Annotated in this window: 10 protein-coding genes; 3 read left to right on the top strand and 7 right to left on the bottom strand. The window is 73.3% G+C overall.

What is annotated here, in order from left to right:
* Positions 1-39: 39 nt before the first annotated feature.
* Positions 40-879 (top strand): ArsR/SmtB family transcription factor, encoded by an 840-nt coding sequence (locus tag B073_RS0110010; RefSeq protein WP_018537957.1) that lies wholly within the window; start codon positions 40-42, stop codon positions 877-879.
* A 33-nt stretch (positions 880-912) separates the two neighbouring features.
* Here the strand turns inward: B073_RS0110010 and B073_RS0110005 are convergent, their stop codons facing one another.
* Positions 913-1,851, bottom strand: a complete 939-nt coding sequence (locus B073_RS0110005; protein ID WP_018537956.1) for a TauD/TfdA dioxygenase family protein — start codon at positions 1,849-1,851, stop codon at positions 913-915.
* Positions 1,852-2,460: 609 nt separating this feature from the next.
* On the opposite strand from B073_RS0110005, the gene B073_RS0110000 reads away from it, so the two are divergent.
* A complete protein-coding gene (locus B073_RS0110000) occupies positions 2,461-3,018 on the top strand; it encodes a hypothetical protein (RefSeq protein ID WP_018537955.1) in 558 nt (185 codons plus the stop codon).
* A gap of 254 nt (positions 3,019-3,272) precedes the next feature.
* Here the strand turns inward: B073_RS0110000 and B073_RS0109995 are convergent, their stop codons facing one another.
* The 6 genes from B073_RS0109995 to B073_RS0109970 all read right to left on the bottom strand — a co-directional run bounded on the left by B073_RS0109995 (position 3,273) and on the right by B073_RS0109970 (position 12,934).
* Positions 3,273-5,156: an APC family permease gene (locus B073_RS0109995; protein WP_018537954.1), complete on the bottom strand. Its 1,884-nt coding sequence runs from the start codon at positions 5,154-5,156 to the stop codon at positions 3,273-3,275.
* Positions 5,157-5,358: 202 nt separating this feature from the next.
* Positions 5,359-6,297 carry an oxidoreductase gene (locus tag B073_RS0109990; protein WP_018537953.1) on the bottom strand — a complete coding sequence of 313 codons (939 nt, stop codon included), beginning with the start codon at positions 6,295-6,297 and terminating at the stop codon, positions 5,359-5,361.
* Between the two features lie 42 nt (positions 6,298-6,339).
* Positions 6,340-6,696 carry a nitrite reductase small subunit NirD gene (gene nirD / locus B073_RS0109985; RefSeq protein WP_018537952.1) on the bottom strand — a complete coding sequence of 119 codons (357 nt, stop codon included), beginning with the start codon at positions 6,694-6,696 and terminating at the stop codon, positions 6,340-6,342.
* On the bottom strand, positions 6,693-9,320 hold the full coding sequence (gene nirB / locus B073_RS0109980; protein WP_018537951.1) for a nitrite reductase large subunit NirB: 2,628 nt from the start codon (positions 9,318-9,320) through the stop codon (positions 6,693-6,695). Before nirB ends, nirD begins: the two co-directional genes overlap by 4 nt.
* Entirely contained in the window at positions 9,320-10,576 is a 1,257-nt protein-coding gene (locus B073_RS0109975; RefSeq protein WP_026247231.1) for an NAD(P)/FAD-dependent oxidoreductase, read from the bottom strand. Before B073_RS0109975 ends, nirB begins: the two co-directional genes overlap by 1 nt.
* Before the next feature lie 336 nt (positions 10,577-10,912).
* Entirely contained in the window at positions 10,913-12,934 is a 2,022-nt protein-coding gene (locus B073_RS0109970) for a glycoside hydrolase (protein ID WP_026247230.1), read from the bottom strand.
* Positions 12,935-13,408: 474 nt separating this feature from the next.
* Between B073_RS0109970 and B073_RS47705 the strand changes: the two genes are divergently transcribed.
* The gene (locus tag B073_RS47705) at positions 13,409-13,708 is read left to right on the top strand and encodes a hypothetical protein (RefSeq protein ID WP_018537948.1); all 300 of its coding nucleotides are present in this window, start codon (positions 13,409-13,411) and stop codon (positions 13,706-13,708) included.
* Positions 13,709-13,866 lie beyond the last annotated feature (158 nt).

The following is a 13,866-nucleotide window of genomic DNA, read 5'->3' as shown; positions in this document are numbered from 1 at the left end:
TCCACGTTCGGTGGTTGGCGATCGGAAACCCGCGGAAGGTTGAATGGCGAAGCGCGGCTGCTGGCGCCGCTGGTGCCCACGCGCGGCTATTTCCCGGATTTCCTGACGCCGGCCGAGGGCCTGCTCGGCATGGACGAGGCGCTCGCCGCGCTGCGCGAGACGCCGGCCGCCCGGCTGCACGTCGAACTGGGCCGGCTGGCGCCCGCCGCGGGCCGCCCGCTGCCGGCGTGGATACAGGCCATGGCGGACGGCGAGACCCGCTCGCTGGGCCGGCTCGCCGGGATACTCCAGCGCTACCACGACGCGGCCGTCGCCCCGTACTGGCACCGTGTGCAGAGCCGCATAGAGGCCGACCGGGCCGCCCGTGGCCGGGCCTTGCTGGACGGCGGCGCGGACCGGCTGCTGGCCTCGCTGCCGCCGATGATGCGCTGGCGCCCGCCCGTCCTGGAGGCCGACTACCCCGTCGACCGGGAGCTCCATCTCGGCGGCCGCGGGCTGCTCCTGCTGCCCTCGTACTTCTGCCGCCGCACCCCGGTCACGTTCTACAACCCGGATCTGACGCCCGTCCTGGTCTACCCGGTCGAGCACCCGGCGCCCCGCCTCACCCCGCAGGTACCGGCCGCCCGCTCGCTGGGCCGCCTCGTGGGCCAGACCCGCTCGGCGATACTCCAGGGCATCGGCGTCGGCTGCACCACCAGCGAACTCGCCCGCCGCGTCGATGTCTCGCTGGCCTCCGCCAGCCAGCACGCCACCGTCCTGCGGGACGCCGGACTGCTGTCCACCCTGCGCCAGGGCAACGCGGTGCTGCACACCCTGACGCCGCTGGGCGCCGCCCTGCTGCGCGGCGGCGCCCAGATGGACGGGACGGCGGCCTTGTGACGGCTGGATGAGTGGGGCCACCGGGGACCGGGCCTAGTAGGGCCGGTCCCCGGCGATCGCCACCCGCTCCGCGACCCGCCGCCGCGTCCCGTAGTCGAACACCGCGTAGTGCTGAGTGGCACGGTTGTCCCAGAACGCGACGTCCCCGGCCCGCCAGCGGAACCGCACCTGGAACTCCGGCACATGCGCCTGCTGGAACAGCAGCCGCAGCAGCCGGTCGCTCTCCGCCTCCGGCAGCCCCACGATCCGGGTGGTGAACGACGCGTTGACGAACAGCATCCGCCGTCCGGTCTCCGGGTGTCGGCGTACCACCGGATGCTCCACGGGCGGGAACTCCCCCTGGAATGGGGCGAGTTGAGCCGGAGAGCGGAAGCGGGCGAAGCCCGGGAGATAGTCGTGCACCGCCCGCGCGCCGTCGATCCGCTCCCGGATTTCCGGCGGCAAATTGTCGTACGCCGCCGCCATGTCGGCCCACAGGGTGTCCCCGCCGGCCGGCGGGACCTCGCGCAGTTGCAACACGGCGCCAAGTGCGGGCCGCTCGCGGAAGGTTACGTCCGTGTGCCATACGTTCTCGAACGTCGGGGTCCCGTCGGCGCCCTTGTCAAACCGGACCACCTCCTTCGAGTCGCCCCGGGCCAGCAGCGGGTTGGTCTCCAACTCCCCCCAATTGGCGGCGAATTGACGCTGGGCGGCGGTGGTCAGGTGCTGGCCGCGGAAGAACAGAACCTTCCACTCCAGCAGCGCCCGGTTCAGCTCCGCGCGCAGCGCCGGGGACAGCGGGCGCGACAGCTCCAGCCCCCGGATCTCCGCGCCGATGGTGGCGGCCTGCGGGACGACCTCGAACAACTCGTAGGGCCGGTCGATCCAGCCCTCCGGGGTGCGGCGCAGGACCCGGCGGCCCTCGTGGAGGCCGTCGGCGGGGATGCGGTGGGGGCGGAGTGCGGGGGTGGTGGCGTCGGCGATGGGCGTCAACTGGTCCTCCTTGGAAGGGAGTTGGCGGGGTGCGTGGGGGTGCCCGGGCTGCGGCGGAGGAAGAAGGGAGGGAGCGGCGGACGGCTCGTGCAGGGGGTGCGGCCCATCCGGGCGCGGGGCGCGGTCCTCAGGACACGCGGGGACAGCCGGCCGGGGGCGAACCCACTCGGCCGCGGCGGCGCAGGAAGCTCAGGCCGCGGGGCGCGCACGTACCGTGAGGGCCGCGGTCGCGCGGCGCCGCCTCACGGGTGACCGGGTACGTGCGCATGGCACGCACCGTATCGCACATGGCCTGGCGGCCGGGGCGCATTGGGCATCGAGCCCGCGCCTGTCCGGGCGCCGGAAGGCGAAATCCGGCCAAGTTTGGGTGTGTTGGGCGGTGGCGCCCGGTGTGTGGTGGGTGGCGGGTGTGGGGCCTCCGGGGTGGGTGTTCGGACTGCTTCGCTTTACGTACGAACACCCACCCCTCCGGCCCCCCACCCTCCCGCCGGTGGTCGCGCCCCCGCCCGGTGGGGGAGAGGTGGAGGCCGTCGTGGGTGCGGAAATCGTTCGTCCGGGGGTGGTGGGGCCTGGCAGCCTGGCGGGGGAAACGATCAGGAGGGGGCCTGGATGGTGGGCAGCGGCGGGGTGGCCGGAGCCGAAGTGTTGCTGATCGGGGGGCGCGCCGGGGTCGGGAAGACGACGGTCGGGTGGGAGGTTTCCGCGCTGCTGCGGGGCGCGGAGGTCGGGCATGCCGTCATGGACGGGGACTTCATGGGGCAGGTGCATCCGGCTCCGGAGGGCGATCCGTCGCGGTCCGCGATCACCGAGCGCAACTTGACTGCGGTGTGGGCGAATTACACCCGGATCGGATGTCGGCGGATGGTGTACGTCAACACCGTCAGTGTGCTGCCGGAGAGCACCGGGATGTTCGAACGGGCCATGGGGACTCGCGTGCGGATCGTTCGGGTGCTGCTCACCGGCACCGACGCCACCGTCACCGAGCGGCTCACCGCCCGCGAGCAGGGCTCGGAACTGGCCCGGGAGCTGGCGAACAGCGCCCGTAAGGCGCGGCTGTTGGACGAGCGGGTGGCCGCGGACACACTGAGGGTGGCGACCGACGGCCGCTCGGTTCCGGATATCGCCGGAGAGGTGGTCGCGGCCACGGGGTGGTTGGCTCGAAGCTGATCGTTCCCGTAGCCGCCCCGCCCGGACGGCTTTCCTCACCTCTCCCCCACCGGGCGGGGGCGCGTCCACCGGCGGGAGGGTGGGGGCCGGAGGGGTGGGTGTTCGGACGTAAAGCGAAGCAGTCCGAACACCCACCCCGGAGGCCCCGCACCCGGCACCCACCACGCACAGAGGCGGCCCCGCCCCAACAACCCCCTCCGCCGAAGGCGGAGAAGAGCCCCACCACGGTGGGACAGCCGACGACGTACGGGAAACTACGGCGTGAGCCGGAACCGCAACCGGCAGATCACCGCATCCGTATCCCGTCGCACCGCATGCGCCACCACTCCGCCCCGCTGGTTCTGCAGCAGCCGCTGCCACACGTGGGCGGGCTCGGCCTCGGGGATCAGGACGGTGACCCGGGCGTCCGGGCGGCGGGCCGTCAGGTCGCGGACGTAGGAGGCGATCGGGCGGCCCAGGGAACGGGTGGGGGAGGGCAGTTCGAGCAGGTCGACGCCGGGGTTCCACAGTTCCCAGTCGCGGCGCAGTGCCTCCGCGGCGGGGCGGTCCTCGGCGTGGGTGACGGTGACCGCGATCACCTCGTCGCCCATCGACACCGCCGCGTTGAGCGCCTCGCCGGTCAGCCGGGACAGGTGGGAGACGGGGACGACGACCAACGAGCGGGCGCGGCGCGGCGGTTCGGGCACCCGGCCCAGGCCGAGGCGGTCGCCGATCCGGGCGTAGGCGCGGTGGACGGCCTCGAAGGCGAGGACCAGCAGCGGTAGCGCGATCACGATCAGCCAGGCGCCGTCGGTGAACTTGGTGGCGGTGACCACGAGCGCCGCGGCGGCGGTGAGCACCGCGCCGAAGCCGTTGAGCAGGGCCTTGCCGAACCAGCCGGCAGACCGCTCCAGGTGCCAGTGGCGGACCATGCCGGCCTGGCAGAGCGTGAAGCCGACGAAGACGCCGATGGCGAACAGCGGCACCAGCGTGTTGACGTCGCCGCCGGAGAAGACGAGCAGCGCGGCGGCGACCGCGGCCAGTGCCAGTACGCCGTGGCGGTGGACCTGGCGGTCGGCCTTCAGACCGAAGACGTGCGGCAGGTAGTTGTCGCGGGCCAGCAGCCCCATCAGCACCGGCAGCCCGCCGAAGGAGGTGTTGGCGGCCAGCGCCAGCAGCACCATGGTGGCGAACTGGACGACGTAGAAGGCCCAGTTGTGGCCGAGCGAGGCGTCCGCGAGCTGGGCGAGGACGGTGACGCCCTCGACCGGCTGGAGGTGGAAGCGGCCGATGAGCAGCGACAGGCCGATCAGCATCGCGCCGAGCAGGGCGCCGAGCGCGACCTCGGTGCGCTGGGCGCGCCGGGCGGCGGGGGCGCGGAAGGACGGCACGGCGTTGGCGACCGCCTCCACGCCGGTCAGCGCCGAGCAGCCGGACGCGAACGCCTTCAGGAGCAGCAGCGCGCCGACGGAGGTGGCGTTCTGGGCGAGCACGGAGGCGTGGCCCGCGGCGGTGGCGGTGGACGCCGGCGCGTCGCGGAACAGGCCGACCACGATCATCGCCAGGATCGAGGCGACGAAGACCGCGGTGGGCAGCAGGAATGCCCGCGCCGAGTCGGCGATCCCGCGCAGGTTGATGCCGGTCACCAGGACCAGCACCGCCAGGCAGATCCACACCCGGTCGCCGTAGAGGCCGGGGAAGGCGGAGGTCAGGGCGGCGACACCGGCGGTCACCGACACCGCGACGTTGAGGATGTAGTCCAGGACGAGCGAGGCGGCGGCGACCAGGGCCGAGCGGCGACCCAGGTGGGTCTTGGCCACCGCGTAGGAGCCGCCGCCGTTGGGGAAGGCGGCGATGACCTGGCGGTAGGACGCCACCAGCACGGCCAGCAGCGCGGCGATGGCGAGTGTGACGGGGAGGGTGAAGCCCAGGCCGTAGGCGCCGGCCGTGGCCAGCACCAGCACGATCGACTCCGGTCCGTACGCGACGGACGCCATCGCGTCGAGGGAGAGGGCGGCCAGGCCCTGGAGGGCGGTCAGGCGGTGCCGGTCACCGGCCGGGTCGGGACCGGCGGCCGGGCCGGCGGCGGCGCCTGAGCCGGGGGCGGTCGCCGGGGGCGGCTGCTCCGGCCGGTTTGCGGGCTGCGACACCGTCGACATCGTTCGTCGTACCTCCGTGCGGCACTGGCTGGGACCTGGCCAGCCTGGAGGCCGTTTCGGCGGCCGACGAGCGGTTTTGGCGCGCCCTTGGCGGGCGGCGCTGCGATCTTCACGCGATGTTGACGGTGCACACGGGAATGCGCGCCTCATGAGGCCCGCGGGCGCGCCCCTTTGGGCACGGGCGCGCCCGGCGGGCCGGGGCTCACGCCCCGGGGACGGTGAAGTCGTACCGCACCTTGGTGAGCTCCTCGGACGCCGTCCAGAGGCGCTCGGCGGTGGCGTCCTTGCGCGTCCAGGGGGCGCGGAAGGAGCGGGCGGGGGCGCCGCGGAGCCCGTTGCGCGGCCCGATGAAGGCGTCCGGGCGCATGTGCGGGGCGGTGGCCGCGCACAGCGTGCCCAGGGCGCCGCCGTCCGCGGGCTGGGCGATGACGCGGTTGCCCAGCTCCACCAGGCGCTCGGCGGTCCGGCGGCCCTCCATGCGGACGCCGGCCGTCTGGAGGTTGGTCTGCGCGTAGCCGGGGTGCGCGGCGGCCGCGACGACCTGCGAGCCGGCCGCCGCCAGCCGCCGGGCCAGCTCGTGGGTGAAGAGCAGGTTGGCGCTCTTCGACCGGCCGTAGGCGATCCAGCGGTGGTAGGAGCGCTCGCCGTCGAGGTCGTCCAGATTCACGTCGGCGAGCACGTGCAGCATGCTGGAGACCGTCACGATCCGCGCCCCGGGCGTCGCCAGGAGCCTGGGCAGCAGCAGCCCCGTGAGCGCGAAGTGCCCCAGGTGGTTGGTGCCGAACTGCATCTCGAAGCCGTCCGCGGTGGTGCGGTACGGCAGCGCCATCACCCCCGCGTTGTTGATCAGCAGGTCGAGCCGGTCGCCACAGAAGTCGCCGAGGTCCTCGGCGAAGTGCCGCACCGACGCCAGGTCGGCGAGGTCCAGCGGCCGGAACTCCGCCTCGGCGGCGGGGACTTCGGACCGCAGCCGGGCCAGTGCGGCTTCGCCCCGCTCCGCGCTGCGACAGGCCAGCACCACGCGGGCGCCGCGTCGCGCCAGCTCACGGGCGGTGACATAGCCCAGGCCGCTGTTGGCGCCGGTGACGACCACCGCGCGGCCGGTCTGATCGGGGATGTGGCTGGTGTTCCACCGCGTCACGCCGTACTCCTCGGTAGGGGAATTCCAGCGTACGCCCGGCGCTCACACGGCGCGCGCCCGCACCCGGTACGCCCGTACGGACACCGACGGGTCGTCCAGGCACACCCCGGTCTCCAGGTCGAACCGCTGCTTGAGCAGCGGCGACGCCACGAACGGGCGGCCCGCGGCGGTGCCGGTCAGCCCCCGGGCCAGGACCGGGGCGCCGGTGAACGGGTCGCGGTTGTCGATGGCGTGGAGCCGGTCCCCGCGGCCCCGGAACAGCGCCACCTGGCGGCCGTCCGGCAGCAGGGCGGCGACCCCGCGGCCGGGGGCCAGCCGGTGCAGGTCGCAGACCGTGAACCAGTCATCACCCAGGCGGATTTGGACCTGGAGGTCGGTCGTCTCAAGTGTCAGGGTCATCGCTGGGAGGTTCCTTCCAGTGCGTCGTCCAGGGGGCGCCGGCCGATGGCCAGCAGCGGCAGGTCGGGCTTCATCTGGTCGCGTTCGGGGACGAAGGCGACGACCGGGTCGGGGGTGTCGGGGGCGTTCACGAAGGACACGAACCGGGCGAGCTTCTCGGGGTCGTCGAGGGTCGCGGCCCACTCGTCGCGGTAGTGCGCGATGTGCGTGCGCATCAGCCGCTCCAACTCGTCGCAGATGCCCAGCGAGTCGTGCACCACCACGTCGCGTACGTGCTCCAGGCCGCCGGGAATCCGCTCCAGCCAGGTCGAGGTGCGCTCCAGCCGGTCCGCGGTGCGGATGTAGAACATCAGGAAGCGGTCGATCAGGCGGACCAGTTCGGCGTCGGAGAGGTCCTGGGCCAGCAGGTCGGCGTGGCGCGGGGTCGCGCCGCCGTTGCCGCCGACGTAGAGGTTCCAGCCGTTGGCCGTGGCGATCACCCCGAAGTCCTTGGACTGGGCCTCGGCGCACTCGCGGGCGCAGCCGGATACGGCGGACTTGAGCTTGTGCGGGGAGCGCAGCCCCCGGTAGCGCAGCTCCAGGTCGATCGCCATCCGGACCGAGTCCTGTACGCCGAAGCGGCACCAGGTCGATCCCACACAGGACTTCACGGTGCGCAGCGACTTGCCGTACGCGTGCCCGGACTCGAAGCCCGCTTCCACCAGCCGGCCCCAGATCTGCGGGAGTTGCTCCACCCGGGCACCGAACATGTCGATCCGCTGACCACCGGTGATCTTGGTGTAGAGACCGAAGTCCCGGGCGATCTCGCCGATCACGATCAGCTTCTCGGGGGCGATCTCCCCGCCGGGGATGCGCGGTACGACCGAGTACGAGCCGTTCTTCTGGAGGTTGGCGAGGAAGTGGTCGTTGGTGTCCTGGAGGGCCGCCTGCTCCCCGTCCAGGACGTAGCCGCTCGCGCCGATCGACGGGGCGAGGGAGGCGATGATCGAGGCCACCGCCGGCTTGCACACCTCGCAGCCCTCGCCGCCCCGGGCGCCCTCCCGGCCGTGCCCGTCCAGCAGCTCCCGGTACGAGGTGACGCCCAGCGCCAGGACGATCTCGTACAGCTCCCCGCGGGTCTGGGCGAAGCAGCCGCACAGGCCCTTGTCGACCTCGATGCCGGACGCCTCCAGTTCGGCGGTGACCAGCTGGTCGAGCACCTTCACGCAACTGCCGCAGCCGGTACCGGCCTTGGTGCACTTCTTCACCTCGGGCACGGAGGTGCACCGGTGCTCGGTGACCGCGCCGCGGATGGTGCCCTTGCTGACGTTGTGGCAGGAGCAGACGACCGCGTCGTCGGGGAGCGCGCCCGGGCCGAGCTGGGCGCCCCCGCCGGCGCCGGCGGGCAGCACCAGCGACTTCGGCGCGACCGGCGGCACCGAGCCGGTGAGCGCCCGCAGCGTCCCGTACGCCTCCGCGTCGCCGACCAGGACGCCGCCGAGCAGGGTGCCGTCCGCCCCGATGACCAGCTTCTTGTACAGGCCCGCCCGGGAGTCGGAGTAGACCACGTCGAGGCAGCCCTCGGCCGTGCCGTGCGCGTCGCCGAAGGACGCCACGTCCACGCCGAGCAGCTTGAGCTTGGTGGACAGGTCGGCGCCGGTGAACGCCAACGGCTCGGCCCCGTCGTCGGCGATCGCGGCCGCCGCGGTCTCGGCCTGCTCGTAACCGGGCGCGACCAGCCCGTACACCCGGCCGTCCGCGGCCAGCGCGCACTCGCCGATCGCGAAGACGTGCGGGTCGGTGACGGTGCGGCACTGCTCGTCGACGCCGATGCCGCCGCGCTCGCCGACCGCCAGTCCGCAGTCGCGGGCCAGCTGGTCGCGGGGGCGGACGCCGGCGCTGAACACCACCATGTCGGTGGCGAGTTCGGAGCCGTCGGACAGCTTCATGCCGGTGACGGCGCCGGCCGCGTCGGTCACGATCTCCTGGGTGCCCACGCCGGTGTGGACCGTCAGGCCCATCTCCTCGATGGTCCGCAGCAGCGCCGCGCCGCCGCCCTCGTCCACCTGCACCGGCATCAGCCGCGGCGCGAACTCCACGATGTGCGAGGTCAGCCCGAGGCCCTTGAGCGCCCCCGCCGCCTCCAGCCCGAGCAGCCCGCCGCCGACCACCGCACCGGTCGTGGCGCGGTCCCTGGCGTACTCCTCGATCGCGAGCAGGTCCTCGATCGTGCGGTAGACGAAACACCCGGTGGCGTCCTTGTTCGGCACCGGCGGCACGAACGGGTACGAGCCGGTGGCCAGCACCAGGGTGTCGTACTCGACGGCCAGGCCGGAGCGGGCGGTCACCTTCCGCGCCGCGCGGTCGATCGTCTCCACCGGGTCGCCGAGGTGCAGCTCGATGCCGTGCTCGTCGAGGAACGCCGGGTCGGTCAGGGAGAGTTCCCCGGGCGTCTTCCCCGAGAAGTACGAGGTGAGCTGGACCCGGTCGTACGCCGGGCGCGGCTCCTCGCACAGCACGACCACGCGGTGCGTGGCGGTCAGGCCGCGCCCGGCCAGTGCCTCCAGGAAGCGCTGGCCGACCATGCCGTGGCCGACGAGCACGATCGTGGGGCGGGACCGGTCACGAAAAGCCGTCGTGGACATCAGGAGCCTCCGTCGTTGGTGAGCAGGTGGAGCAGGGGGCCGCCGGACGGGAGCGGCTCTGCTCCCTCCCAGGCGCGGGCGAGCGTGCCGACGCTGCCGAGCGCGCCGAGGAGCACCCCGCCGACCAGGCGGTCGCTGCGGACCACGACCTTGCGGTAGGTGCCGCGGGTGGCGTCGGCGAGCCGGACGACGTCGTCGCCGGGGCGCGCCTCGGGCTCGCCGAACGCGGCCAGGTCCAGCGCGTCCCGCCCCGGCAGGGTGAGCCGGGTCAGGGTCCGGGTCCCGGTGTAGGCGGGCGCCGCGGGCCGGGGCCCGGTCAGCACCCGGGCCAGTGCGTCGGCCTGTTCCTGGGCGGCGCCGGCCAGGCCGTACACCGTCCCGCGGTGCTCGGCGCAGTCGCCGACGGCGTGGATGTGCGGGTCGCTGGTGCGCAGCGCGCCGTCCACCCGGATGCCGGCGCCGACGTCCAGTCCGGCGTCCCGGGCGAGCCCGGTACGGGGGCGGACCCCGCACGCCACGACGACCACACCGGCGTCGAGCACATGCCCGTCGGCCAGTTCGACGCCGTGCACCCGCCGCCGGCCGTCGGCGCCGGTCACCGGCCGGGGCCGCACGCCACGGGCCCGGCACTCGGTGTGCACCTCCACGCCTAGGCCGACGAGGTGCTCCCGGAGCAGTTCCGCCGCCTCCGGATCGAGGTGACGTTCCATCAGATACCTGCCCTGGTGGGCCAGCAGGACCCGCGCCCCGCACGCCGCCAGCGCCCGGGCCGCGGACACGCCGAGCAGCCCGCCGCCGATCACCACCGCCGGCAGGCCGGGCCGGACCGCCGCGGCCAGCGCCGCACAGTCGTCCAGCGTGCGGAACGGATGCACCCCGTCGGGCAGCTCCCGCCCGCCGGGCCCGAACAGGCCGCGCAGCGGCGGCAGTACGGGATTGGCGCCGGTGGCCAGCACCAGCGCGTCGTAGCCGAACTCCCGCCCGTCCGCACACCGCACCCGCCGGGCGCCCCGCTCGATCCGGACCACCCGTACACCGCCGTGCCAGGCCACTCCGGCGGCCGGCGCCGGCAGCGCGATGACCTGCGCCGGGTAGCGGCCGGCGAGCACCTCGGCGAGCAGCACCCGGTTGTAGGGCGGGTGCGGCTCCTCGGCGAGGACGGTCACCCGCGGCGGACGCCCGCCCGTACCGTCCGCCACCGCGGCCAGCTGCTGGACGAGCCGGGCGGCGGCCATCCCCCCGCCGACCACCACCACCCGCGCCGCCGCCCCGGCCCCGGGCGCGGACGCGGGCCCCGCCGGCGCGGCGCCGGTACCCGTCGTGCCGCGGGGCGCGGTGCCCGTGCGCGCCATGCCCGTCAACGTCATACCGACAGCCTGCGACGCCGCTGTTACCCGCCGGGATCGCCCGCGTTTCCCCGGCGGAACGCGAGCCTCAGCGGGGGGCGGGGCGGGGTGTGAGGGGACGCCGGGGCGGCCGGAGCGCTATCGGGTGACGGCCCGGCAGCCGTGGCCACCGGGCCGTCGCCCTTCAGGGGAGCCCGTTGAAGATCAGCTGTTGCAGCTCAGCTGCTGAAGATCGGCTGATGCAGCTCAGCTGTCGACCTTCGCCGGGCACAGCCGCCGCGCCTGCGCCTCGCCCCGCAGCCTGGCGTCCACACAGCCGCCCGGCAGCCCGTCGTGCGCCGCGCTGCCGAAGTTGGCGGTCACGGTCAGCGTCCCGTCCCCGAACACCGACCGCTGCACGCTCCGGTCCGCCGTCAGCCACCGGAACGACGCCATCCGCTCGGTCCCCGCGGCGCGGTGCAGCGGCCCGAAGTACTTCTGCAGCGCCGCCAGCTCCTTGCCGTTCTTCGCCAGCGAGGGCCCGTCCAGCGAGAAGTTCAGCGGGGTGTTGTAGAGCATCCCCAGCAGCGCCCGGGTGGTCTTCTGGTCCGGGAGCTTGTCGTAGGACAGCTCCCACCGCTCCACGTTGACCAGCGACTCGTGCAGCGCCGTCTCGTACAGCGGCACCCGGTACTTCGGGTCGTACATCGCGGTGGCCAGGTCCGCCGGCAGCGACACCGGCATGAACGCGTTCTTCGGGGCGTTCTGCGGGAAGTAGCCGCCCCACTTCTCCTTGTCGCGCTCCAGCTTCCACAGCCCGTCGCCGACCGGCGTGGCCGAGCCGTGGTCGTAGGCCAGCACCTGGTTCGCCCACGGCTGTGCGGACTCCGAGCCCAGCACGAACCGCTTCGAGAGCCGCCGCATCCGCGCCAGCCGGTTCTCCCGGTCACCGGCCTTGGTCATCTCGTGGCCCTTACCGTGATCGCGGAACACCTCACCGGTCGCGTCCACGTCCAGGAAGTAGCTCTCCGCCCCGTTGGCGGTCATCGCGCGGGCCCGGTCCGCCAGATGGTGCGTGGTCGGCTCGGCCTGCTCGAACGCCTGCGAGCTGAGATAGCACCCGCGGTTCCCGAACCCGGTCTCCGGCTTCCCGTCCGCCTTCCGGACACAGAAGTCCGGATACACCGTCCCCGGCCACTTCGACGTGGGGCTGTCGGCGGTCTTCGGGTCCTGCCCGTTGGCGTACGTGTCGTACGGCCCGACGAGATACCCCGCCCGCTTGGCGGCCGCGACCGCCTTCGCGTCCATCGGGTTCGGCCCGGAGTCGTAGCCGAGCCACATCCGGTCCACGCCCAGCTTCTTCAGCTTCTCCACCCCGGCCGCGGTCCGCGCCTCGCCCCACAGATAGGCGTGGAACGCCCCGAGCAGCTTCCCGGTCGCCGGATTCCGCCGGATCTTCTCCCGCAGGCTGCCGAGCTGTCCGTGCTGCGCGAGATACGACCGGTAGTCGGCCGCCGGCGCGACCGGATTCCCGTCGGTCAGCGCGAACGACACCTCGTAGTCCCGCGTCCCCTCGCCGGCGTCGAAGTCGTGCCCGGCCGTGGCCCGCAGCGCCCCGCCCCGCGACGCGAACTTCAGCGACGTCCCGATGTCGGTGGGCGTCAGATAGCTCACCCCGTGCCGGGCCGTGTCGCCCTTCGGGGCGCCGCCCTTCGGGTCCCCGCTCGCGCCGCCGCCCATCGCGTATCCCCACAGCGGCAGCGACAGATCCGCCCCCACGTCCGTCGTGCTTCCGGCCAGCCCGCCCCGCTCGGAGTTCCAGAACGCGTCCCGCACCGGGATGTCCAGCCCCTCCCCGCGCGGCACCTGTACGGACGACGCCGCCCGGTCGGTCCCGGTCACCGGCCAGTTCACCGACTGCTTGCGATCGGACCGGATACCGATCCGCAGCCGTCCCTGCTCCGAACGCGCCGTCACCGACAGTCCCTTGGCCGGATACGTCCAGCGCGCCCCGTCGGCGGTACGCGTCACCGGCCCGGGCGCGCCGAGCCCGCCCGCGGCCGCCTCGGACAGCACCAGCGACGTCCCGTCCCCGGCCCGCGCGCTCACCGCCAGCGTGGCGGTGTCGACCGTGGCCGTCCCCCCGGCCACCGGCAGCGTCAGCCGCCCGCCCTGCAACGTCCCGGCCTCGGCCGTCCCGCACCCGGAGAGCCCGACGGACGCGGCCGTCAGCGCCAGCGAGGCGGCGATCACTCGTGTGAGCCGTGAGCTTTTGAGCTTCGATGTCATGCCCACGTGGATAGTGCCGGGGCTTAAGAACGTTCTAAGAGGGCGGTTCGTGAGTTGATGCCCGTTTCCAGGTGAGGTTGGGGCAGGGCTACTGGTCGCGGGCCTTGGCCTTTTACAGCTTCCTGGCGAAGCAGCCGGGTCGATCTCGGTGAGGATGCCGAGTTTGACCAGGCGTTTCAGCTTGGCGCGAGTGCCTTCGATTTTCGATCAAGACCGCCCGCCGGCCCACACCGGCGGCTCCCCTCGCCCTCGCATATGAGCCCCCTCTCGGCTTGACCCCGGCCCGAACGGCACCAGACCCGGTAAGAACCTCGAACCGATGGCGAGGCATCAGGCAAGGCCCGGGACGGCCGGCGGATCGATTCCAGCCAACTCGCGGTGACTTTTGTGAACGCCAGGCGTGGTTAACACTGAGGGTGCAGGCTTTCCCGTCGGAAGAGGTTCGATCATGCGGGGGAGAGAGAAGGTTCTGCCATGCTGACCAGCACTCATGCCACTCACGCGAACCACACGCACCAGCACGGGACGGACTGCGGCCACGTCGCGGTACCGCACGGCGACCATGTCGACTACGTGCACGACGGGCACCTTCACCGGATCCACGGCGACCACGCCGACGAGTGCGAGCCGGCGGGCCACACGGTCCACCAGGATCACGACCACCGGCACCAGCCCGGATGCGGGCACGTCGCCATACCGCACGGTGACCACATGGACTACGTCCACGACGGGCACCGCCACGCCCTGCACGACGGGCACTGGGACGACCACTGATCCCGTACGCCAGTAGCGCTCGGCACGTGCGCTGTTGCACGTGCCGAGCACCGGGCCGTGGCGGTCCGGGCGGGTTCTCAGAGGGCGGTTCGTGAGTTGATGCCCGTTTCCAGGTGAGGTTGGGGCAGGGCTACTGGTCGCGGGCCTTGGTCTTTTAC

This window comes from Streptomyces sp. MspMP-M5, assembly GCF_000373585.1.
Lineage (GTDB): Bacteria > Actinomycetota > Actinomycetes > Streptomycetales > Streptomycetaceae > Streptomyces.
This window is presented reverse-complemented; position numbering and strand designations above follow the sequence as displayed.

What these genes read in the sequence shown, in the direction of transcription:
- B073_RS0110000 (WP_018537955.1), top strand. Translation starts at nt 2,461, where the DNA reads ATGGTGGGCAGCGGCGGGGTGGCCGGAGCCGAAGTGTTGCTGATCGGG.
- B073_RS0109995 (WP_018537954.1), bottom strand. Translation starts at nt 5,156, where the DNA reads ATGTCGACGGTGTCGCAGCCCGCAAACCGGCCGGAGCAGCCGCCCCCG.
- nirD (WP_018537952.1), bottom strand. Translation starts at nt 6,696, where the DNA reads ATGACCCTGACACTTGAGACGACCGACCTCCAGGTCCAAATCCGCCTG.
- nirB (WP_018537951.1), bottom strand. Translation starts at nt 9,320, where the DNA reads ATGTCCACGACGGCTTTTCGTGACCGGTCCCGCCCCACGATCGTGCTC.
- B073_RS0109970 (WP_026247230.1), bottom strand. Translation starts at nt 12,934, where the DNA reads ATGACATCGAAGCTCAAAAGCTCACGGCTCACACGAGTGATCGCCGCC.
- B073_RS47705 (WP_018537948.1), top strand. Translation starts at nt 13,409, where the DNA reads ATGCTGACCAGCACTCATGCCACTCACGCGAACCACACGCACCAGCAC.